Here is a 20192-nt window from a genome sequence, read left to right as displayed (position 1 = left end):
AAGGCATCATGGCTTCAGAAAATATGACGCCGCAGGAATACATAGGACACCATCTGAATAACCTTCAGCTGGACCTGCGTACTTTCTCGCTGGTGGATCCGCAGAACCCCCCAGCCACCTTCTGGACGCTCAATATTGACTCCATGTTCTTCTCGGTGGTGCTGGGTCTGTTGTTTCTGGTGATGTTCCGTAGCGTTGCTAAAAAAGCGACCAGCGGCGTGCCAGGCAAGTTTCAGACCGCGATTGAGCTGATAGTCGGCTTTGTGCATGGCAGCGTCAAAGACATGTACCATGGCAAAAGCAAGCTGATTGCGCCGCTGGCCCTGACGATTTTCGTCTGGGTATTCCTTATGAACCTGATGGACTTACTGCCTATCGACCTGCTGCCGTATATCGCTGAGCATTGGCTGGGTCTGCCGGCAACGCGCGTGGTGCCGTCTGCTGACGTCAACATCACCCTGTCGATGGCGCTGGGCGTATTCATCCTTATTCTGTTCTACAGCATCAAAATGAAAGGCATCGGCGGCTTCGCAAAAGAGTTGACGCTGCAGCCGTTCAATCACTGGGCGTTCATTCCTGTCAACTTAATCCTTGAAGGGGTAAGTCTGCTGTCCAAACCGGTTTCTCTCGGTCTGCGACTGTTCGGCAACATGTATGCCGGTGAGCTGATTTTCATTCTGATTGCTGGTCTGTTGCCGTGGTGGTCACAGTGGATTCTGAATGTGCCGTGGGCCATTTTCCACATCCTGATTATTACGCTGCAAGCCTTCATTTTCATGGTTCTGACGATTGTCTATCTGTCGATGGCGTCCGAAGAGCATTAATTTACCAACACTACTACGTTTTAACTGAAACAAACTGGAGACTGTCATGGAAAACCTGAATATGGATCTGCTGTACATGGCTGCCGCTGTGATGATGGGTCTGGCGGCAATCGGTGCTGCGATCGGTATCGGCATCCTCGGGGGTAAATTCCTGGAAGGCGCGGCGCGTCAACCTGATCTGATTCCTCTGCTGCGTACTCAGTTCTTTATCGTTATGGGTCTGGTGGATGCTATCCCGATGATCGCTGTAGGTCTGGGTCTGTACGTGATGTTCGCTGTCGCGTAGTAAGCGTTGCTTGAATTAAGAGCAATATCAGAAGGTTAACTAGATAGAGGCATTGTGCTGTGAATCTTAACGCAACAATCCTCGGCCAGGCCATCGCGTTTATTCTCTTTGTCTGGTTTTGCATGAAGTACGTATGGCCGCCGTTAATGGCAGCCATCGAGAAACGTCAGAAAGAAATTGCTGACGGTCTCGCTTCTGCTGAACGAGCACATAAGGATCTTGACCTTGCAAAGGCCAGCGCGACCGACCAGCTGAAAAAAGCGAAAGCGGAAGCTCAGGTAATCATCGAGCAGGCAAACAAACGCCGCGCTCAGATCCTGGACGAAGCCAAAACTGAAGCAGAGCAGGAACGTACTAAAATCGTGGCGCAGGCGCAGGCGGAAATTGAAGCCGAGCGTAAACGCGCCCGTGAAGAGCTGCGTAAGCAAGTTGCTATCCTGGCTGTTGCTGGCGCCGAGAAGATCATCGAACGTTCCGTGGATGAAGCTGCTAACAGCGACATCGTGGATAAACTTGTCGCTGAACTGTAAGGAGGGAGGGGCTGATGTCTGAATTTGTTACGGTAGCTCGCCCCTACGCCAAAGCAGCTTTTGACTTTGCCGTTGAACACCAAAGTGTAGAGCGCTGGCAGGATATGCTGGCGTTTGCCGCCGAGGTAACCAAGAACGAACAAATGGCAGAGCTTCTCTCTGGCGCGCTGGCGCCGGAAACGCTCGCTGAGTCGTTTATCGCAGTCTGCGGTGAGCAGTTAGACGAAAACGGTCAGAACCTGATTCGGGTGATGGCTGAAAATAATCGTCTGAACGCGCTCCCGGATGTTCTGGAGCAGTTTATTCATCTGCGTGCCGCCAGTGAAGCTACCTCCGAGGTAGAAGTTACGTCGGCAACCGCATTGAGTGAAGAGCAGCTTTCGAAAATCAGCGCCGCGATGGAAAAACGTCTGTCACGCAAAGTGAAGCTGAATTGCAAAATCGATAAGTCTGTAATGGCAGGCGTTATCATCCGGGCGGGTGATATGGTCATTGATGGCAGCGTACGCGGCCGTCTTGAGCGCCTTGCAGACGTCTTGCAGTCTTAAGGGGACTGGAGCATGCAACTGAATTCCACCGAAATCAGCGAACTGATCAAGCAGCGCATTGCTCAGTTCAATGTGGTGAGCGAAGCTCACAACGAAGGTACTATTGTTTCTGTCAGTGACGGTGTTATCCGCATTCACGGCCTGGCCGATTGTATGCAGGGTGAAATGATCTCCCTGCCGGGTAACCGTTACGCTATCGCATTGAACCTGGAGCGCGACTCCGTGGGTGCGGTAGTCATGGGTCCATACGCTGACCTTGCCGAAGGCATGAAGGTTAAATGTACGGGTCGTATCCTGGAGGTTCCGGTTGGCCGCGGCCTGCTGGGACGTGTGGTAAACACCCTGGGTGCGCCAATCGACGGTAAAGGTCCGGTTGATAATGACGGCTTCTCTGCCGTTGAAGCGATTGCGCCGGGCGTTATCGATCGTCAATCTGTCGATCAGCCGGTGCAGACCGGCTATAAAGCCGTTGACTCCATGATCCCAATCGGTCGTGGTCAGCGTGAACTGATCATCGGTGACCGTCAGACCGGTAAAACCGCGCTGGCTATCGACGCCATTATCAACCAGCGCGACTCCGGCATCAAATGTATCTATGTCGCTATCGGCCAGAAAGCGTCCACCATCTCTAACGTGGTGCGTAAACTGGAAGAGCACGGCGCGCTGGCTAACACCATTGTTGTGGTGGCGACCGCGTCCGAATCCGCTGCGCTGCAATATCTGGCGCCGTATGCCGGTTGCGCAATGGGCGAATACTTCCGCGACCGCGGCGAAGATGCGCTGATCATTTACGATGACCTGTCTAAACAGGCTGTTGCTTACCGTCAGATCTCCCTGCTGCTCCGTCGTCCGCCAGGACGTGAAGCATTCCCGGGCGACGTATTCTACCTCCACTCTCGTCTGCTGGAGCGTGCTGCGCGTGTTAACGCCGACTACGTCGAAGCCTTCACTAAAGGTGAAGTGAAAGGGAAAACCGGTTCACTGACTGCGCTGCCGATTATCGAAACGCAGGCAGGTGACGTTTCCGCGTTCGTTCCGACCAACGTAATTTCCATTACCGATGGTCAGATCTTCCTGGAATCTAACCTGTTTAACGCCGGTATCCGTCCTGCGGTTAACCCGGGTATCTCCGTATCCCGTGTTGGTGGTGCCGCGCAGACCAAGATCATGAAAAAACTGTCCGGTGGTATTCGTACCGCGCTGGCGCAGTATCGTGAACTGGCGGCGTTCTCTCAGTTTGCATCCGACCTTGACGATGCCACCCGTAAACAGCTTGACCACGGTCAGAAAGTGACCGAACTGCTGAAACAGAAACAGTATGCGCCGATGTCCGTCGCGCAGCAGTCTCTGGTTCTGTTCGCAGCAGAACGTGGTTATCTGGCGGATGTCGAACTGGCGAAAATCGGTAGCTTCGAAGCCGCACTGCTGGCTTACGTCGACCGTGATCACGCTCCGCTGATGCAAGAGATCAACCAGTCCGGTGGCTATAACGACGAAATCGAAGGCAAGCTGAAAGGCATCCTCGATTCCTTCAAAGCAACCCAGTCCTGGTAACGTCTGGCGGCTTGCCTTAGGGCAGGCCGTAAGGCATTGAGGAGAAGCTCATGGCCGGCGCAAAAGAGATACGTAGTAAGATCGCAAGCGTCCAGAACACGCAAAAGATCACTAAAGCGATGGAGATGGTCGCCGCTTCCAAAATGCGTAAATCGCAGGATCGCATGGCGGCCAGCCGTCCTTATGCAGAGACCATGCGCAAAGTGATTGGTCACCTTGCGAACGGTAATCTGGAATATAAGCACCCCTACCTGGAAGAGCGCGACGTTAAACGCGTGGGCTACCTGGTAGTGTCGACCGACCGTGGTTTGTGCGGTGGCTTGAACATTAACCTGTTCAAAAAGCTGCTGGCGGATATGAAGGCATGGTCCGATAAAGGCGTTCAGTGCGAACTCGCAATGATCGGCTCTAAGGGCGTGTCATTCTTTAATTCCGTAGGCGGCAACGTTGTCGCTCAGGTGACAGGTATGGGGGATAACCCTTCTCTGTCCGAACTGATCGGTCCGGTTAAAGTGATGTTGCAGGCCTACGACGAAGGCCGTCTGGACAAGCTTTACATTGTCAGCAACAAATTTATTAACACCATGTCTCAGGTGCCGACGATCACTCAACTGCTGCCGCTGCCGGCGTCAGAAGATGATGATCTGAAGCGTAAAGCCTGGGATTACCTGTATGAACCAGACCCGAAAGCGCTGCTGGATACTCTCCTGCGTCGTTATGTGGAGTCTCAGGTTTATCAGGGCGTGGTAGAAAACCTGGCCAGCGAGCAGGCCGCACGAATGGTGGCGATGAAAGCCGCAACCGATAATGGCGGCAGCCTGATTAAAGAGCTGCAGTTGGTATACAACAAAGCTCGTCAGGCCAGCATTACTCAGGAACTCACCGAGATCGTCTCGGGGGCCGCCGCGGTTTAACCAGGTTATTTCGTAGAGGATTTAAGATGGCTACTGGAAAGATTGTCCAGGTAATCGGCGCCGTGGTCGACGTCGAGTTCCCTCAGGATGCCGTACCACGCGTGTACGATGCCCTTGAGGTGCAGAATGGTAATGAGAAGCTGGTGCTGGAAGTTCAGCAGCAGCTTGGCGGCGGTATCGTGCGTACCATCGCGATGGGGTCTTCTGACGGTCTGCGTCGCGGTCTGGATGTAAAAGATCTCGAACACCCGATCGAAGTCCCGGTAGGTAAAGCCACGCTGGGTCGTATCATGAACGTCCTGGGCGAACCGGTCGACATGAAAGGCGAGATCGGCGAAGAAGAGCGTTGGGCGATTCACCGCGCAGCACCTTCCTACGAAGAGTTGTCAAACTCTCAGGAACTGCTGGAAACCGGTATCAAAGTTATCGACCTGATGTGTCCGTTCGCGAAGGGCGGTAAAGTCGGTCTGTTCGGTGGTGCGGGTGTAGGTAAAACCGTAAACATGATGGAGCTTATCCGTAACATCGCGATCGAGCACTCCGGTTACTCTGTGTTTGCGGGCGTAGGGGAACGTACTCGTGAGGGTAACGACTTCTACCACGAAATGACCGACTCCAACGTTATCGATAAAGTATCCCTGGTGTATGGCCAGATGAACGAGCCGCCGGGAAACCGTCTGCGCGTTGCATTGACCGGTCTGACCATGGCGGAGAAATTCCGTGACGAAGGTCGTGACGTACTGCTGTTCGTCGATAATATCTATCGTTACACCCTGGCCGGTACGGAAGTATCCGCACTGCTGGGCCGTATGCCTTCCGCGGTAGGTTATCAGCCGACTCTGGCGGAAGAGATGGGCGTTCTGCAGGAACGTATCACCTCCACCAAAACCGGTTCTATCACCTCCGTACAGGCGGTATACGTACCGGCGGATGACTTGACTGACCCGTCTCCAGCCACCACCTTTGCGCACTTAGATGCAACCGTGGTACTGAGCCGTCAGATCGCATCCCTGGGTATCTACCCGGCCGTTGACCCGCTGGACTCCACCAGCCGTCAGCTGGATCCGCTGGTTGTTGGTCAGGAACACTACGACACCGCGCGTGGCGTTCAGTCCATCCTGCAGCGTTATCAGGAACTGAAAGACATCATCGCCATCCTCGGTATGGACGAACTGTCTGAAGAAGATAAACTGGTGGTAGCACGCGCGCGTAAAATTCAGCGCTTCCTGTCCCAGCCGTTCTTCGTGGCGGAAGTATTTACCGGTTCTCCGGGCAAATACGTCTCCCTGAAAGACACCATCCGTGGCTTTAAAGGCATCATGGAAGGCGAATACGATCACCTGCCGGAGCAGGCGTTCTACATGGTCGGTTCCATCGACGAAGCCGTGGAAAAAGCCAAAAAACTTTAACGCCTTAATCGGAGGGTGATATGGCAATGACTTACCACCTGGATGTCGTCAGCGCGGAGCAACAAATGTTCTCCGGTCTGGTCGAGAAAATCCAGGTTACGGGTAGCGAAGGCGAACTGGGGATTTACCCGGGGCACGCGCCGCTGCTCACCGCCATTAAGCCTGGTATGATTCGCATCGTTAAGCAGCACGGTCATGAAGAGTTTATCTATCTGTCCGGCGGCATTCTGGAAGTGCAGCCTGGCAGCGTGACCGTTCTGGCGGATACCGCGATTCGCGGTCAGGATCTCGACGAAGCGCGAGCCCTGGAAGCGAAGCGTAAAGCCGAAGAGCACATTAAGAGCTCGCACGGTGACGTGGATTACGCTCAGGCGTCTGCGGAACTGGCCAAAGCGATCGCTAAACTGCGCGTTATCGAGTTGACCAAAAAAGCGATGTAACACCGGCTTGAAAGCATAAAACCAGTCTGATTGCGGACTGGTTTTTTTTTATCCTCTCAATTTTTATTCGATAAACTAGCAACGACAAAAACAAGCGGCTGAAGGCGACGCGTTTTCAGCGACAGCTCTGTTTTCATTAAATCCTTCTTTCTGTCATTGGCATCTGCACATTGTGCGAAGAAGGAAGGAATGGATGCGTTTTTATTGCATAAAATGAGGGATTATTACTATGTCATTTCAGCCATCCTTTGCGGGTCCACAACCCGACTCAAGGATTGATCGTACTACCTTTATTCGTCGCGCTTATCTTCATCTCGCCGGCGCCATCGTCGGTTTTATCGTATTGAGCGCGGCGTGGAGTTTTATAGGGGTCGGGGAGTATGCGCTTGATGTGCTGCTGGCTGGTGGAAGATATAGCTGGTTGGTTGTTCTCGGCGCTTTTATGCTGGTGGGAATGCTGGCGACCCGTCTGGCGGATAATGCGGGGAATAATCAAACGCAACTTATCGGGCTGGGGATTTATGTGTTGGCAGAATCCCTGATTTTTGCCCCCCTGTTAACGGTGGCGGCGTATATTAACCCGTCGAGCATTGGCGCGGCGGCAATAACGACTCTGTTGCTGGTTGGCGGTCTGACGTTTACCGCGTTTTCCATAAAAAAAGACTTTTCCTTTCTGCGCTCGTTTCTGACTATGGCTGGGTTCATTGCTTTTGGCGCGATTATTGCCAGCGTCATCTGCGGCTTCTCGCTGGGCGTCTGGTTTTCTGCGCTAATGGTACTGCTGTGCGCCGGGTTTATACTTTACGACACTTCTAACATTATTCACCATTACCCTACCGATCGCCCTGCTGGCGCGGCATTACATCTGTTTGCTTCTATCGCGACCATGTTCTGGTATATTTTGCGGATTTTTATGTCGCGTAATTAAGTAAAAAATACGCGCAACGGAAAACCAGCGGCCTCTGTCGCTGGTTTTTGCTTTTCTGACTCCCCTGCGCTTTATTTCGTTATCTTCTTTATTTATGGAGTAAAAAAACAGCAAAAACATCGGACTACGTTGCCAATACGCGGGTGTTTTTACTTTTCAGGAGACAAGAGGCGCGGTAATGAACGAAAATGATTCATTAGCAGGCGGGGATTTTATCCCGGTGAGCGTTTTATCCTTCTTCCATTTTACGATGAAAAAAATGTAGTATTTTCAACGTGAAACAGTATAAATTCGTTCTCAAATTACAGTCAGGACGCGTATGTTAAATAGTGCTATGAGCGTAGTGATCCTTGCCGCAGGTAAAGGCACGCGCATGTATTCCGATATTCCTAAAGTGCTGCACACGCTGGCGGGTAAACCCATGGTGCAGCATGTCATTGATGCAGCTACTAAATTAGGGGCCGCACAGGTTCATCTGGTCTATGGCCACGGTGGCGAGTTGTTAAAACAGGCCCTGAAAGATGACAAGCTAAACTGGGTGCTTCAGGCGGAACAGTTGGGAACAGGTCACGCAATGCAGCAGGCCGCGCCCTTCTTTAGCGACGATGAAGATATTTTAATGCTTTACGGCGACGTGCCGCTGATTTCGGTTGAAACCTTACAGCGCCTGCGCGATGCCAAACCGCAGGGTGGTATTGGGTTATTAACCGTGAAGCTGGACGATCCGAGCGGCTATGGCCGTATTACGCGTGAAAACGGTAAAGTGACCGGCATCGTTGAACATAAAGACGCCACTGATGAACAGCGTCAGATCCAGGAAATTAACACCGGTATTCTGATCGCCAACGGCGCGGACCTGAAACGCTGGTTGTCTAAGCTGACTAACAATAATGCGCAGGGTGAATATTATATCACTGATATCATTGCGCTGGCTTATCAGGAAGGACGGGAAATCGCCGCGGTGCATCCGGCTCGCATCAGCGAAACGGACGGCGTGAATAACCGTCTACAGCTTTCTCGTCTGGAGCGTATTTACCAGGCCGAACAGGCGGAGAAACTGCTGTTATCCGGTGTTATGTTGCGCGATCCGGCACGTTTTGATCTCCGCGGCACCCTTCATTGTGGAATGGATGTCGAAATTGACGCTAACGTTATCATCGAAGGTTATGTAACGCTCGGTCACCGCGTGAAGATCGGCGCGGGCTGCATTATTAAAAACAGCGTTATTGGCGATGACTGCGAAATTAGCCCATACAGCGTGGTGGAAGATGCGCATCTGGAAGCGGCCTGCACCATCGGTCCGTTTGCTCGCCTGCGTCCCGGCGCGGAGCTGTTAGCGGGCGCTCACGTCGGCAATTTCGTTGAGATGAAAAAAGCGCGTCTCGGTAAAGGTTCTAAGGCCGGTCATCTGACCTACCTGGGAGATGCGGAAATTGGCGACAACGTGAATATCGGCGCGGGGACCATCACCTGTAACTATGATGGCGCGAACAAATTCAAAACGGTTATTGGCGACGATGTGTTTGTCGGCTCCGATACCCAACTGGTGGCGCCGGTTACTGTTGGTAAAGGGGCCACCATCGCCGCAGGGACTACTGTCACCCGTAACGTAGCTGACAATGAACTGGTATTAAGCCGCGTGCCGCAGGTGCATAAGCAAGGCTGGCAGCGTCCGGTGAAGAAAAAGTGATTTTGTAGGCCGGATAAGCGTCAGCGCCATCCGGCAGACCGGAGATGAGAGGATAAAATAATCCTCCGCTCCATGAGCAGTACTTATAAAAATAACCCCACTCTCTACAAGGCTCGGGGCGCCCGCAACGACGGGCATACAGGTCAGCGACAACGCATGGCGTAATGCCATAATCAGGAAATAAAACTATGTGTGGAATTGTTGGCGCTATCGCGCAGCGTGATGTAGCTGAAATCCTTCTCGAAGGTTTACGTCGGCTGGAATACCGTGGTTACGACTCTGCCGGTCTGGCCGTGGTGGATGCAGAAGGTCATATGACCCGCCTGCGTCGCCTCGGTAAAGTCCAGATGCTGGCTCAGGCAGCGGAAGAACATCCTCTGCATGGCGGCACCGGTATTGCTCACACTCGCTGGGCGACGCACGGTGAACCTTCAGAAGCTAACGCGCATCCGCATGTTTCTGAACACATTGTGGTGGTGCATAACGGCATCATCGAAAACCATGAACCGCTGCGTGAAGCGTTAAAAGCGCGTGGCTATACCTTCGTTTCTGAAACCGACACCGAAGTGATTGCACACCTGGTAAACTGGGAACTGAAACAGGGCGGTACTCTGCGTGAGGCTGTTCTGCGTGCGATCCCGCAATTGCGTGGCGCATATGGCACGGTGATCATGGATACCCGCCATCCGGATACGCTGCTGGCTGCCCGTTCAGGTAGCCCGCTGGTGATTGGCCTGGGTATGGGCGAAAACTTTATCGCTTCTGACCAGCTGGCGCTGTTGCCAGTGACTCGTCGCTTTATCTTCCTTGAAGAGGGCGATATCGCTGAAATCACTCGCCGTTCGGTAAATATCTTCGATAACACCGGCGCGGAAGTAAAACGTCAGGATATCGAATCCAATCTGCAATATGACGCGGGCGATAAAGGTATTTACCGCCACTACATGCAGAAAGAGATCTACGAACAGCCGAACGCGATCAAAAACACCCTTACCGGGCGCATCAGCCACGGTCAGGTGGATTTAAGCGAGCTGGGACCGAACGCCGACGAACTGCTGTCGAAGGTTGAGCATATTCAGATCCTCGCCTGCGGTACGTCTTACAACTCCGGTATGGTTTCCCGTTACTGGTTTGAATCGCTGGCAGGTATTCCGTGCGACGTTGAAATCGCCTCTGAATTCCGCTATCGCAAATCTGCCGTGCGTCGTAACAGCCTGATGATTACCCTGTCACAGTCTGGCGAAACCGCAGATACCCTGGCTGGCCTGCGTCTGTCGAAAGAGCTGGGATATTTGGGCTCTCTGGCCATTTGTAACGTGCCGGGATCTTCGCTGGTGCGTGAATCCGATCTGGCGCTGATGACCAATGCCGGAACGGAAATTGGCGTAGCATCTACCAAAGCCTTCACCACCCAGTTAACCGTGCTGTTGATGCTGGTGGCGAAACTGGCGCGTCTGAAAGGTCTGGATGCGTCCATTGAGCATGATATCGTTCATGGCCTACAGGCGCTGCCGAGCCGTATTGAGCAGATGCTGTCGCAGGACAAACGCATCGAGCTGCTTGCAGAAGATTTCTCTGACAAGCATCACGCGCTATTCCTCGGTCGTGGTGATCAATATCCGATAGCGCTCGAAGGCGCGCTGAAGCTGAAAGAGATCTCTTACATTCACGCGGAAGCCTATGCTGCAGGCGAGCTGAAACACGGGCCGTTGGCGCTGATTGACGCCGATATGCCGGTGATTGTGGTGGCGCCGAACAACGAACTGCTGGAGAAACTGAAATCCAACATCGAAGAAGTTCGCGCCCGCGGCGGTCAGTTGTACGTCTTCGCCGATCAGGATGCGGGTTTCGTCAGCAGCGACAACATGCACATCATTGAGATGCCGCATGTGGAAGAAGTGATCGCGCCTATCTTCTACACCGTTCCGCTGCAACTGCTGGCGTATCACGTGGCGCTGATTAAAGGCACCGACGTTGACCAGCCGCGTAACCTGGCGAAATCAGTGACGGTAGAGTAAGTCAAATGTAGTACCAGGCAGAAGGCCGTCGACAGACGGCCTTTTTTTGTGTGCTGTGACAGGCGCTGTTCTTTCTCTATGGTGGCTGAAGAGCGACTAAGAGGTGCTACGCCTGCCTGCGCTACGGGCACCCGGTCACATTCTCTTCTTTAAGGCCCTGGCTCAATCCAGGTGGATCGGAAATCAAACCACCCCAGGTTATTCAGGTGGATCCCCCTGGCCCGGTCGGGGCTTTTGAGCCGCATCCAGTGGTGAAAAAGCGGTTGTAGCCAGCCTGAACGGGTGGTTTCCCTGACCAGTTGTTCTGCGCTGATGGTTTCGGCATGCCACTGGGTTTCCCATTGGGCCAGCAGCGCATCATCCCCACCGCTGATGGCGTGGCGCAGTAAAGGGGAGCCCAGTAGCCATGTACCGACGTTCCACTCTTCGGGAATGGGGAAATTGACCGTCCCCAGCCAGAGATCAACCTCGGCCTTGCCGCTTGCCCAGTCATCATAATTCAGCTCAACGCCCTCAAGTAAAATGCCCTGCTGGCGCATGATCTCTTGCATGATATCCAGGAGCATTGGAAATTCAGGGTGCTGATCGTGATAGGCCAGACGCAGTTTTGCGTAGGGCGACGACGAGATAAAAGGTGAACAGGCCGGGCCCGCCTCAATAGTATGAAACCAGGAGGACAGCAGGCTGCCGCCCGGTACCCAGAAGGGGCGAATTGCCTCACTCAGATGCTGGAGTATGGCGTAAGGGCTGAGTGTTTCCCGTAGCCAGCGGCGATGTTCGGCGGTATGCCAGTGCGGGGAGCGGCTGTCGCATAATAAAAAATATCCTCCACGCTCAAGAAACATCTCGCGCAGGTTGTCAGAAGGTTTGCCTGATACCTGGCTAAGCCGTCCGGAAACGTAATCCTCATCGCTCAGGCTGGAGCTGAGCCAGGCTGCCGTGTCGTTATCCGACAGCGATTCCGCCAGGTTGTCTGTCTCCGTTAAATTCGGCCAGATAAAGACCTCCACTTCATCCAGCAGCCCGCGCAGACCAAAGTAGTGGTCAAAGGCCTTCATTTGCAGATGAAAGCCATTGTTTTCCACCACCTCATAAGGGCCAGTTCCCACAGGATGTGCCGGGAAATCAGCGCGTTGTGTATGGTCAGGCGGTAGGATCATGGCATCAATATGGCTGAGCAGCAGCGGCAGTCGGTTATCCGGGTGCGCCAGCGTAATTTCAAGGCTCAGCGGCCCGGTGGCCTGAATGGTCTGCAAGTGCGAGAACAGCGGCAGCTTAGCGCTGCGAGTTAGTGAAGCGATAACCGCGTCGATCGTCAGCTCCTGACCATCATGCCAGAGGACGGCGGGGCGCAGATAAAAACGCCAGCGCAGTGGATCAATCTGCCGCCAGTGGTGGGCAAGATCGGCTTCGATTTCACCTTTTTCCTCATTTATGCGCGTCAGGCCGCTAAAAATCTGCCTGACCAGATGCTGCTCAGAGCGACGCAACGGTATGCCGGGGCACAGCGACGGCATTGTCCGGTAATAGGGGATGCACAGCCGCTGATAGTCTGCCCGCACGCTATAGCCCAGCTTTGAACGCAGCAGTTGCGCCACCTGGTGCTTATTTTTACCCAGCAGCTGAATGGCCTGATCAACATGACCAGACTCCAGCAACTGCTCCGCCTTTTCGCTTAACAGCTGTTCTGGTTTATAGCGCAGGTGAAGCCGGGCGCGATGCCCACGTCCGGCCTGTGATTGCCAGATGAGCCACTTTGCCTCCTGCATCTGAAGCAACAGATTACGCATATGTCGCCGGGTGCAGAACAACACATCCGCCAGCTCCTGTAGCGTCACGCTAACAGGCTTGTCGCCATAGTGCTGGAGTAGCTTTAAGTATTTTTGTTCAGTGTGCCGGGTTGCCATAAAAGGTGAAATTTCCCTAACGGGAATGAGCAATTTTTAATATCCCCTTTTTAGCCGATGATTTTCTCTATCGCAACTTCTATGAGGATTCATCATGACAAAGCGCATTAATAAAGATACTCAGGTCTGCATGTCCCTGGCGGCACGCCCGAGTAACTTCGGTACACGCTTTCACAACTATCTGTACGAAGCGCTGGATCTCAATTATCTCTACAAAGCCTTTTCGCCGACCGATCTTACGCAGGCCATTAGCGGCGTGCGCGGTCTGGGGATCCGTGGGTGCGCGATCTCTATGCCATTTAAGGAAGCCTGCATTCCGCTGGTGGATGAACTGGATGCTTCCGCTCAGGCCATTCACTCAGTTAATACCATTGTGAATACCAATGGCCATCTGAAGGCGTACAACACCGATTACATTGCAATAGCTCGCTTGCTGGCGAATTACAAGGTCTCTCCCGACCTGGTGTTTGCTTTGCGTGGCAGCGGTGGTATGGCAAAGGCGGTGGCCTGCGCGCTGAAGGATGCGGGGTTTACCCGTGGTTATATTGTCGCGATTGATGAAGCGTCAGGTAAACAACTGGCCGAACTCTATGGCTATGAATGGCGCCCGGATACCGACGGTATTGAAGCCGATTTGTTAATTAACGCCACGCCTATCGGAATGGCTGGCGGTAATGATGCCGACAAACTCTCTTATTCCGAACAGGAAGTGGATAAGGCGAGCGTTATCTTTGATGTGGTGGCGCTACCGCCCGTCACGCCGCTGATCCGCTACGCCCGTGAACGCGGTAAAACCGTGATTACCGGTTCCGAAGTGTTTGCTATTCAGGCCGTGGAGCAATTTGTCCTTTATACCGGGATTCGCCCGGATGACGCGCTATTCCAGAAAGCAGCGGCCTGGTCACGTCTGTAACATTTTTTCCCGCTTTTTCTTTAAATTAAAAGAACAGGGTACCCTACTATGACTAAAAAAATTGTTGCTGTGACGGCCTGTCCGACGGGCGTCGCCCATACCTTTATGGCGGCAGAAGCGTTGGAAATTGAAGCCCGCAAGCGTGGTGACTGGATCAAGGTTGAAACCCGCGGTTCCGTCGGGGCGAAGAACACGCTGACCGCGGAAGAGATAGCGCAGGCGGATGTGGTGATTATCGCGGCGGATATTGAGCTGGATCTGTCAGGCTTTGTTGGCAAAAGACTCTATCGCACCAGTACCGGCGCGGCGCTAAAAAAGAGTGCGCAGGAAATGGATAATGCTTTCAATAGCGCCGAGGTCTATCAGGGGAGTGCCGGGCGCTCTTCTTCAGCTGGTAAAACAGAGCTACCCGGCGTTTATAAGCATTTAATGACCGGCGTATCCCATATGCTTCCTTTGGTGGTGGCGGGAGGGTTATGTATCGCGCTCTCTTTTGTCTTCGGTATCCAGGCCTTCAATGAGCCGGGCACGCTGGCGGCTGCGTTATTTCAAATCGGTGGTAAGGCGGCCTTTGCGCTGATGGTGCCGGTACTGGCTGGGTTTATTGCCTTCTCAATTGCCGATCGTCCGGGTCTGGCCCCGGGGCTTATTGGCGGGATGTTGGCCAGCCTGTGCGGTGCTGGTTTCCTGGGAGGGATTGTGGCCGGTTTTCTGGCCGGTTACAGCGTACGGTTTCTGGCGCAAAATATTAAGCTGCCAGCGTCAATGGAAGCGCTTAAGCCTGTGCTGGTTCTGCCGCTACTGTCTACGCTGATTACCGGCCTAATCATGATTTACGTGGTGGGTGGCCCCGTTTCTGCGGTGATGGAAGGGCTGACGACGTTCCTGGGGAATATGACCTCTACGAATGCTATCTTGCTGGGAATGTTGCTGGGCGCAATGCAAGGTTTTGACCTTGGTGGGCCGGTGAATAAAGCTGCGTATACCTTCGGCGTCGGTTTACTGGCTTCTCATTCTTATATGCCAATGGCGGCCATTATGGCGGCAGGGATGGTACCGGCATTAGGAATGGGCGTCGCAACCTGGGCGGCCAGAGCGAAATTCAATGCCGCTGAGCATGAAGCGGGTAATGCATCTTTTATCCTGGGGCTGTGCTTTATCTCTGAAGGGGCGATTCCCTTCGCCGCGCGTGACCCGATGCGCGTCATCCCTTCCACGATGGTCGGTGGCGCAATCGCCGGGGGACTATCCATGTATTTCGGTTGTACACTGATGGCGCCACACGGCGGCCTCTTTGTCCTGGCGATCCCACATGCGGTAGAACATGTGATGCAGTACCTGCTCTCGATTGCCCTGGGCACGATTGTCTGCGGTCTGATGTACGCGCTGTTGAAACCGTCTGCGGTTGCGCAAACAGTCTAATTCATCTCCCCCTGCAGGCTGGTCTGGTGTCTCCCCGGGCCAGCTTTTTTTATTTCCATTGTCATCAAACCGTCATAATCAAGACATATAACTGTCATCAATTTGTCCTATTTTGCTCATCGTAGCAACTCAAACAACGATTTACCGAAACCGTGCAGGAGACATTATGAAAGTTATGCGTACCACTGTCGCAACTGTTGTCGCCGCGACCTTATCGATGAGCGCGTTCTCTGCCTTTGCAGCAGCAAGCCTGACAGGTGCCGGTGCAACGTTTCCTGCGCCGGTGTATGCCAAATGGGCGGATACCTACCAGAAAGAAACCGGTAACAAAGTCAATTACCAGGGGATAGGCTCTTCCGGCGGCGTGAAACAAATCACCGCGAATACCGTTGATTTTGGCGCTTCCGATGCGCCGCTGTCTGACGAAAAATTGAATCAGGAAGGCCTGTTCCAGTTCCCGACGGTGATCGGCGGCGTGGTGCTGGCGGTGAATATTCCAGGCCTCAAATCCGGCGAACTGGTGCTGGATGGTAAAACGCTGGGTGACATCTACCTCGGTAAAATCAAGAAGTGGGATGATGAAGCCATCACTAAACTGAACCCAGGCGTGAAGCTGCCTTCTCAGAACATCGCTGTGGTGCGTCGCGCTGACGGTTCCGGTACCTCCTTCGTATTCACCAGTTACCTGGCGAAAGTCAACGACGAGTGGAAATCGAAAGTGGGCGCGGGTTCTACCGTGAACTGGCCAACCGGCCTGGGCGGTAAAGGTAACGACGGCATCGCGGCATTTGTACAGCGTCTGCCAGGCGCTATCGGCTACGTTGAGTATGCGTATGCCAAGCAGAACAACCTGGCCTACACCAAACTGGTTTCTGCTGACGGCAAACCGGTAAGCCCGACGGAAGAGAGCTTCTCTAATGCGGCGAAAGGCGCAGACTGGAGCAAAACCTTCGCGCAGGATCTGACCAACCAGAAAGGTGACGATGTGTGGCCAATCACCTCCACCACCTTTATCCTGGTCCACAAAGCGCAGAAGAAACCTGAGCAGGGTGCTGAAGTGTTGAAGTTCTTCGACTGGGCCTACAAAAATGGCGCTAAGCAGGCGAATGATCTGGACTACGCCAGCCTGCCGGATAACGTTGTTGAGCAGGTTCGTACCGCCTGGAAGACCAGCATAAAAGACAGCAACGGTAAGGCGCTGTATTAATTAACGAATTGGCGGATGGCGCTACGCTTATCCGCCCTACGGTTTCGACCGCAGGCCCACGTTGTAGGCCGGATAAGCGTAGCGCCATCCGGCAGGGGCAACGTCGTAAAACGCGTTTAATGGAAAGAGTAATTTATGGCTGCAACCAAGCCTGCTTTTAACCCGCCGGGTAAAAAAGGCGACATGATTTTCAGCGCGCTGGTAAAACTGGCTGCGCTGATTGTGCTATTGATGTTGGGCGGTATTATCGTCTCATTGATCATCTCCTCCTGGCCAAGTATTCAGAAATTTGGTTTCTCATTTCTTTGGACTAAGGAATGGGACGCGCCAAACGATATCTACGGCGCGCTGGTGCCCATTTACGGCACGCTGGTGACCTCCTTTATCGCACTGCTGATCGCTGTTCCGGTCAGTTTCGGCATTGCCCTGTTTTTAACCGAGCTGGCGCCAGGCTGGCTAAAGCGTCCGCTCGGCATCGCCATTGAGCTGCTGGCGGCGATCCCCAGTATCGTGTACGGCATGTGGGGGCTGTTTATCTTCGCGCCGCTGTTTGCGACGTACTTCCAGGAGCCGGTCGGCAATATTCTTTCCAACATTCCGTTTGTCGGCGCGCTGTTCTCCGGCCCGGCGTTTGGTATCGGCATTCTGGCGGCGGGCGTCATCCTCGCCATCATGATCATCCCCTACATTGCGGCGGTTATGCGCGACGTCTTCGAGCAAACGCCGGTAATGATGAAAGAGTCCGCTTACGGTATCGGCTGTACTACCTGGGAAGTTATCTGGCGCATCGTGCTACCGTTCACCAAAAATGGCGTGATCGGCGGCATTATGCTGGGGCTGGGCCGTGCTCTGGGTGAAACGATGGCGGTCACTTTTATCATCGGCAACACCTACCAGCTCGACAGCGCGTCGCTGTATATGCCGGGCAACAGCATCACTTCCGCGCTGGCCAACGAATTCGCTGAGGCGGAATCGGGTCTGCACGTGGCAGCGTTGATGGAACTGGGGCTGATCCTGTTTGTGATCACCTTTATCGTCCTGGCGGCGTCTAAGTTCATGATTATGCGTCTGGCGAAGAACGAGGGAGCACGTTAATGGCTACGCTTGATATGCAGAACACCGCGCAGCTCGCGGAATCCCGTCGCAAGATGCAGGCGCGTCGCCGCATGAAGAACCGTATCGCACTAACGCTCTCAATGGCGACGATGGCATTTGGCCTGTTCTGGCTGATCTGGATTTTGATGTCCACCATCACGCGCGGTATTGATGGTATGTCGCTGGCGCTGTTTACCGAAATGACGCCGCCGCCGAATACGGCGGGCGGCGGGCTGGCGAACGCCCTGGCGGGGAGTGGATTGTTGATTCTCTGGGCTACCGTATTGGGTACGCCGCTGGGGATTATGGCCGGGATCTATCTGGCGGAGTATGGCCGTAAATCCTGGCTGGCGGAAATCATTCGCTTTATTAACGACATTCTGCTTTCCGCGCCGTCAATTGTTGTGGGGCTGTTTGTTTACACCATCGTGGTGGCGCAGATGCAGCACTTCTCCGGCTGGGCAGGGGTGATTGCGCTGGCGCTGTTGCAGGTACCGATCGTTATCCGTACCACTGAAAACATGCTTAAATTGGTGCCGGATAGCCTGCGTGAAGCCGCTTATGCGCTGGGTACGCCGAAGTGGAAGATGATTTCCGCGATTACGCTGAAAGCCTCTATCTCCGGCATTATGACCGGTATCCTGCTGGCTATTGCGCGTATTGCCGGGGAAACGGCGCCATTGTTGTTTACCGCGCTCTCCAACCAATTCTGGAGCACCGACATGATGCAGCCGATCGCCAACCTGCCGGTGACCATTTTTAAATTCGCGATGAGCCCGTTTGCCGAATGGCAACAATTAGCTTGGGCGGGCGTGCTGATTATTACCCTGTGCGTACTGCTGCTGAATATTCTGGCGCGTGTTGTTTTCGCGAAGAAAAAACACGGTTAAAGACATTGTAGGCCTGATAAGCGTAGCGCCATCAGGCATTATTTTACGGCGTGGCGGATGCGGCGCTGGATGAGGAAAAGAGTGAAATGAGTATGGTTGAAACTGCCCCGAGTAAGATTCAGGTTCGTGATTTGAACTTCTACTACGGCAAATTCCATGCCCTGAAGAACATTAATCTGGATATCGCGAAGAATCAGGTAACGGCATTTATCGGGCCATCCGGCTGCGGTAAATCAACGCTACTGCGTACCTTCAATAAAATGTATTCGCTTTATCCGGAGCAGCGCGCGGAAGGTGAAATTCTGCTGGATGGCGACAATATTCTCACCAACACCCAGGATATCGCGCTACTGCGCGCAAAAGTGGGGATGGTATTCCAGAAGCCGACGCCGTTCCCGATGTCCATCTATGACAATATCGCCTTTGGCGTGCGTCTGTTTGAGAAGCTGTCTCGCGCCGATATGGACGAGCGCGTGCAGTGGGCGTTGACCAAAGCCGCATTATGGAACGAAACCAAAGATAAATTGCACCAGAGCGGGTACTCTCTCTCCGGTGGTCAGCAGCAGCGTCTGTGCATTGCGCGCGGTATCGCCATTCGCCCGGAAGTGTTGCTGCTGGATGAGCCATGTTCAGCTCTGGACCCGATCTCTACCGGGCGTATTGAAGAGCTGATCACCGAGCTGAAACAGGATTACACCGTGGTGATCGTGACCCACAACATGCAGCAGGCGGCACGTTGTTCCGATCATACGGCGTTTATGTACCTGGGCGAGTTGATTGAGTTCAGCAACACGGACGATCTGTTCACCAAGCCCGCGAAGAAACAAACAGAAGACTATATCACCGGTCGTTACGGTTAATTCAGGAGTGCGTAATGGACAGTCTGAACCTTAATAAACATATTTCCGGCCAGTTCAACGCCGAACTGGAAAGCATCCGCACTCAGGTAATGACCATGGGCGGCATGGTGGAGCAGCAGCTTTCTGACGCTATCACCGCCATGCACAACCAGGACAGCGAGCTGGCGAAGCGCGTGGTAGAAGGCGATCATCAGGTTAATATGATGGAAGTCGCCATCGATGAAGCCTGTGTGCGTATTATCGCCAAGCGCCAGCCGACGGCGAGCGATCTGCGTCTGGTAATGGCGATTATCAAAACCATCGCCGAACTGGAGCGCATTGGCGACGTGGCGGATAAAATCTGCCGTACCGCGCTGGAGAAATTCTCCCAGCAGCACCAGCCGCTGTTGGTGAGTCTGGAGTCACTGGGCCGCCACACCGTGCAGATGCTGCACGACGTGCTGGATGCGTTCGCGCGCATGGATCTCGACGAAGCGGTGCGTATCTACCGTGAAGACAAGAAAGTTGACCAGGAGTACGAAGGTATCGTGCGTCAGCTGATGACCTACATGATGGAAGACTCGCGCACGATTCCCAGCGTGCTGACCGCGTTATTCTGCGCGCGCTCTATCGAGCGTATCGGTGACCGTTGCCAGAATATCTGCGAATACATCTTCTACTTCGTGAAGGGGCAAGACTTCCGTCACGTCGGCGGCGATGAGCTGGATAAGCTGCTGGCGGGGAAAGATCCGAAAGAGTAAATCTCATTCTTTTGCCC

General features: G+C 53.7%; 19 protein-coding genes. 18 read left to right on the top strand and 1 reads right to left on the bottom strand.

Annotated features, from left to right (window positions below; all coding sequences use genetic code 11):
• Positions 1-8: 8 nt before the first annotated feature.
• The 11 genes from atpB (at position 9) to glmS (ending at position 11141) form a co-directional block, all read left to right on the top strand.
• Positions 9-824 (top strand): F0F1 ATP synthase subunit A, encoded by an 816-nt coding sequence (gene atpB, locus ACLJR2_RS18900; RefSeq protein ID WP_000135632.1) that lies wholly within the window; start codon positions 9-11, stop codon positions 822-824.
• Positions 825-870: 46 nt separating this feature from the next.
• Positions 871-1110 (top strand): F0F1 ATP synthase subunit C, encoded by a 240-nt coding sequence (gene atpE, locus ACLJR2_RS18895; protein ID WP_000429386.1) that lies wholly within the window; start codon positions 871-873, stop codon positions 1108-1110.
• Positions 1111-1169: 59 nt separating this feature from the next.
• The gene (gene atpF, locus ACLJR2_RS18890) at positions 1170-1640 is read left to right on the top strand and encodes a F0F1 ATP synthase subunit B (protein WP_001052212.1); all 471 of its coding nucleotides are present in this window, start codon (positions 1170-1172) and stop codon (positions 1638-1640) included.
• A gap of 14 nt (positions 1641-1654) precedes the next feature.
• On the top strand, positions 1655-2188 hold the full coding sequence (atpH, locus tag ACLJR2_RS18885) for a F0F1 ATP synthase subunit delta (RefSeq protein ID WP_001288957.1): 534 nt from the start codon (positions 1655-1657) through the stop codon (positions 2186-2188).
• A gap of 12 nt (positions 2189-2200) precedes the next feature.
• Positions 2201-3742: a F0F1 ATP synthase subunit alpha gene (atpA, locus tag ACLJR2_RS18880; protein WP_001176751.1), complete on the top strand. Its 1542-nt coding sequence runs from the start codon at positions 2201-2203 to the stop codon at positions 3740-3742.
• A gap of 50 nt (positions 3743-3792) precedes the next feature.
• Positions 3793-4656, top strand: a complete 864-nt coding sequence (atpG, locus tag ACLJR2_RS18875) for a F0F1 ATP synthase subunit gamma (protein WP_000896506.1) — start codon at positions 3793-3795, stop codon at positions 4654-4656.
• Between the two features lie 26 nt (positions 4657-4682).
• The gene (gene atpD, locus ACLJR2_RS18870; RefSeq protein WP_000190499.1) at positions 4683-6065 is read left to right on the top strand and encodes a F0F1 ATP synthase subunit beta; all 1383 of its coding nucleotides are present in this window, start codon (positions 4683-4685) and stop codon (positions 6063-6065) included.
• 20 nt (positions 6066-6085) lie between these two features.
• Positions 6086-6505, top strand: a complete 420-nt coding sequence (locus ACLJR2_RS18865) for a F0F1 ATP synthase subunit epsilon (protein WP_001251971.1) — start codon at positions 6086-6088, stop codon at positions 6503-6505.
• Positions 6506-6734: 229 nt separating this feature from the next.
• Positions 6735-7433, top strand: a complete 699-nt coding sequence (locus ACLJR2_RS18860) for a Bax inhibitor-1 family protein (RefSeq protein ID WP_000009900.1) — start codon at positions 6735-6737, stop codon at positions 7431-7433.
• A gap of 319 nt (positions 7434-7752) precedes the next feature.
• Positions 7753-9123 carry a bifunctional UDP-N-acetylglucosamine diphosphorylase/glucosamine-1-phosphate N-acetyltransferase GlmU gene (glmU, locus tag ACLJR2_RS18855; RefSeq protein WP_000934841.1) on the top strand — a complete coding sequence of 457 codons (1371 nt, stop codon included), beginning with the start codon at positions 7753-7755 and terminating at the stop codon, positions 9121-9123.
• Between the two features lie 188 nt (positions 9124-9311).
• Positions 9312-11141 (top strand): glutamine--fructose-6-phosphate transaminase (isomerizing), encoded by a 1830-nt coding sequence (gene glmS, locus ACLJR2_RS18850; protein WP_000334061.1) that lies wholly within the window; start codon positions 9312-9314, stop codon positions 11139-11141.
• A 149-nt stretch (positions 11142-11290) separates the two neighbouring features.
• Here glmS and ACLJR2_RS18845 read toward each other — a convergent pair whose 3' ends face one another.
• The gene (locus ACLJR2_RS18845) at positions 11291-13048 is read right to left on the bottom strand and encodes an SgrR family transcriptional regulator (protein ID WP_000235490.1); all 1758 of its coding nucleotides are present in this window, start codon (positions 13046-13048) and stop codon (positions 11291-11293) included.
• Positions 13049-13142: 94 nt separating this feature from the next.
• Here ACLJR2_RS18845 and ACLJR2_RS18840 point away from each other — a divergent pair, with 94 nt between their 5' ends.
• The 7 genes from ACLJR2_RS18840 (at position 13143) to phoU (ending at position 20175) form a co-directional block, all read left to right on the top strand.
• Positions 13143-13961, top strand: coding sequence for a shikimate 5-dehydrogenase (locus ACLJR2_RS18840; RefSeq protein WP_000166709.1), 819 nt, complete (start codon positions 13143-13145; stop codon positions 13959-13961).
• A gap of 48 nt (positions 13962-14009) precedes the next feature.
• Positions 14010-15383: a fructose-specific PTS transporter subunit EIIC gene (locus ACLJR2_RS18835; protein ID WP_000162545.1), complete on the top strand. Its 1374-nt coding sequence runs from the start codon at positions 14010-14012 to the stop codon at positions 15381-15383.
• Between the two features lie 166 nt (positions 15384-15549).
• Positions 15550-16590, top strand: a complete 1041-nt coding sequence (pstS, locus tag ACLJR2_RS18830) for a phosphate ABC transporter substrate-binding protein PstS (protein WP_000867131.1) — start codon at positions 15550-15552, stop codon at positions 16588-16590.
• Between the two features lie 135 nt (positions 16591-16725).
• Complete coding sequence (gene pstC / locus ACLJR2_RS18825) at positions 16726-17685, top strand: phosphate ABC transporter permease PstC (RefSeq protein WP_000741630.1); 960 nt, start codon at positions 16726-16728, stop codon at positions 17683-17685.
• Positions 17685-18575: a phosphate ABC transporter permease PstA gene (gene pstA / locus ACLJR2_RS18820; RefSeq protein WP_000212197.1), complete on the top strand. Its 891-nt coding sequence runs from the start codon at positions 17685-17687 to the stop codon at positions 18573-18575. Before pstC ends, pstA begins: the two co-directional genes overlap by 1 nt.
• A gap of 86 nt (positions 18576-18661) precedes the next feature.
• On the top strand, positions 18662-19435 hold the full coding sequence (gene pstB, locus ACLJR2_RS18815; protein WP_000063118.1) for a phosphate ABC transporter ATP-binding protein PstB: 774 nt from the start codon (positions 18662-18664) through the stop codon (positions 19433-19435).
• Positions 19436-19449: 14 nt separating this feature from the next.
• Positions 19450-20175: a phosphate signaling complex protein PhoU gene (gene phoU, locus ACLJR2_RS18810; protein ID WP_000377800.1), complete on the top strand. Its 726-nt coding sequence runs from the start codon at positions 19450-19452 to the stop codon at positions 20173-20175.
• Positions 20176-20192: the final 17 nt, after the last annotated feature.

The sequence above is a fragment of the Salmonella sp. SAL03688 genome (assembly GCF_046551895.1).
GTDB classification, from domain to species: Bacteria; Pseudomonadota; Gammaproteobacteria; order Enterobacterales; family Enterobacteriaceae; genus Salmonella; species Salmonella enterica.
Note: the sequence above shows the minus strand (reverse complement) of the source record. Positions and strands in the feature narration are given on the sequence as shown.